A 2,500-nucleotide genomic window follows, 5' to 3' on the forward strand; every position below is an offset into this window, starting at 1 on the left:
TGGTTGCGGGGGCAGGATTTGAACCTGCGGCCTTCAGGTTATGAGCCTGACGAGCTACCGGGCTGCTCCACCCCGCGAGATATAATTTAACACAAAAGGCCGCTTTATGGGCGGCCCTTTTGTCTCGGCTATGGGCCGTTTGGCGTGATTGAGAAGATTGATTGATATAAGTTGCGATTTGCAGACCTGGCAGCGACCTACTCTCCCGCGTCTTAAGACGAAGTACCATGGGCGCAGGGGCGTTTCACGGCCGTGTTCGGAATGGGAACGGGTGCAGCCACCCCGCCATAACCACCAGGTCGGCAAAGCGCAACTTATTGATTTGAGAAGCTGGTACACTGAGTGACTAGTTAGTGACTAGTCGGTCGTGGTTTGTTTTGAACACGTCTTTTGAGGCTTGTGAGGGCAGCCGCGAGAGTTTTCACTGCTCACTACTGCCTATTCACTACTTACTTCATCGATCCGGACGAAGGCAAAGCCTTCGCCGGGGGATGAGCATAGTCAATGAGAACGATCAAGCCAATCGAGCTATTAGTACCGGTAAGCTTCATGCGTTGCCGCACTTCCACACCCGGCCTATCAACGTGGTCGTCTTCCACGGCTCTGATAGGGAATACTCGTTTTCAGGTGGGTTTCCCGCTTAGATGCCTTCAGCGGTTATCCCGTCCATATATAGCTACCCTGCTATGCCCTTGGCAGGACAACAGGTCCACCAGAGATATGTCCATCCCGGTCCTCTCGTACTAGGGACAGATCCTGTCAATATTCCTACACCCACGGCAGATAGGGACCGAACTGTCTCACGACGTTCTGAACCCAGCTCACGTACCGCTTTAATTGGCGAACAGCCAAACCCTTGGGACCTGCTCCAGCCCCAGGATGCGATGAGCCGACATCGAGGTGCCAAACAACCCCGTCGATATGGACTCTTGGGGGTCATCAGCCTGTTATCCCCGGCGTACCTTTTATCCGTTGAGCGATGGCCCTTCCACGCGGGACCACCGGATCACTATGACCGACTTTCGTCTCTGCTCGACTTGTCAGTCTCGCAGTCAGGCGGGCTTATGCCATTGCACTCGACGACCGATTTCCGACCGGTCTGAGCCCACCATCGCGCGCCTCCGTTACTCTTTCGGAGGCGACCGCCCCAGTCAAACTACCCACCATACACTGTCCCGGACCCGGATGACGGGCCGCGGTTAGACATCCATGACGATAAGGGTGGTATTTCAAGGATGGCTCCACGGAAACTGGCGTCCCCGCTTCAAAGCCTACCACCTATCCTACACATGCCGACACGAATGCCAGTGTAAAGCTATAGTAAAGGTGCACGGGGTCTTTCCGTCTGACCGCAGGAACCCCGCATCTTCACGGGGAATTCAATTTCACTGAGTCTATGTTGGAGACAGCGGGGAAGTCGTTACGCCATTCGTGCAGGTCGGAACTTACCCGACAAGGAATTTCGCTACCTTAGGACCGTTATAGTTACGGCCGCCGTTTACTGGGGCTTCGATTCAAAGCTTGCACCTCTCCTCTTAACCTTCCAGCACCGGGCAGGCGTCAGACCCTATACGTCGTCTTGCGACTTCGCAGAGCCCTGTGTTTTTGATAAACAGTCGCTACCCCCTGGTCTGTGCCACCCCATCATACTTGCGTAAAATGGGGTCACGCTTCTTCCGAAGTTACGCGTGCAATTTGCCGAGTTCCTTCAACATAGTTCTCTCAAGCGCCTTGGTATACTCTACCTGACCACCTGTGTCGGTTTCGGGTACGGTCTATACGGTGGAGCTATTTCCTGGAACCGCTCCGCTGCCCTGATAATCCAATAAACCAGAACAACTTGTGCAATCCGTCACTACCACCAGGCCCACGAATATTAACGTGGTTCCCATCGACTACGCATTTCTGCCTCGCCTTAGGGGCCGGCTAACCCTGCTCAGATTAACTTTAAGCAGGAACCCTTGGTCTTTCGGCGAGAGGGTCTCTCACCCTCTTTATCGTTACTCATGTCAACATTCGCACTTCCGATACCTCCAGGAGCCCTCACAGGTCTCCCTTCATCAGCTTACGGAACGCTCCGCTACCACTTGCGATTGCTCGCAAATCCTCAGCTTCGGTGCATGGCTTCAGCCCCGTTACATTTTCGGCGCAAAGACCCTTATTTAGACCAGTGAGCTGTTACGCTTTCTTTAAATGATGGCTGCTTCTAAGCCAACATCCTGGTTGTTTTGGGATCCTCACATCCTTTCCCACTTAGCCATGACTTGGGGACCTTAGCTGGAGGTTAGGGTTGTTGCCCTTTTCACGACGGACGTTAGCACCCGCCGTGTGTCTGCCGAGTAGTACTCCCCGGTATTCGGAGTTTGGTTAGGATCAGTAAGACGGTGAGTCCCCATAGCCCATCCAGTGCTCTACCCCCGGGGGTATTCGCTCGACGCTCTACCTAAATAGATTTCGCGGAGAACCAGCTATTTCCGAGTTTGATTGGCCTTTCACCCCT

The 2,500-nt window shown here is 53.9% G+C and carries 1 tRNA gene and 2 rRNA genes (1 of these 3 cut by a window edge); all 3 read right to left on the reverse strand.

The features are described from left to right. Positions 1–77, reverse strand: a tRNA-Met gene (locus FHT79_RS31825). A 107-nt stretch (positions 78–184) separates the two neighbouring features. After that, positions 185–299, reverse strand: a 5S ribosomal RNA gene (gene rrf, locus FHT79_RS31830). A 211-nt stretch (positions 300–510) separates the two neighbouring features. Then, positions 511–2,500 (reverse strand): 23S ribosomal RNA (locus tag FHT79_RS31835); it runs 825 nt beyond the window's last position.

Origin of the sequence: Rhizobium sp. BK212 (genome assembly GCF_014197475.1) — a bacterium.
Classification (GTDB): Bacteria; Pseudomonadota; Alphaproteobacteria; order Rhizobiales; family Rhizobiaceae; genus Rhizobium; species Rhizobium anhuiense.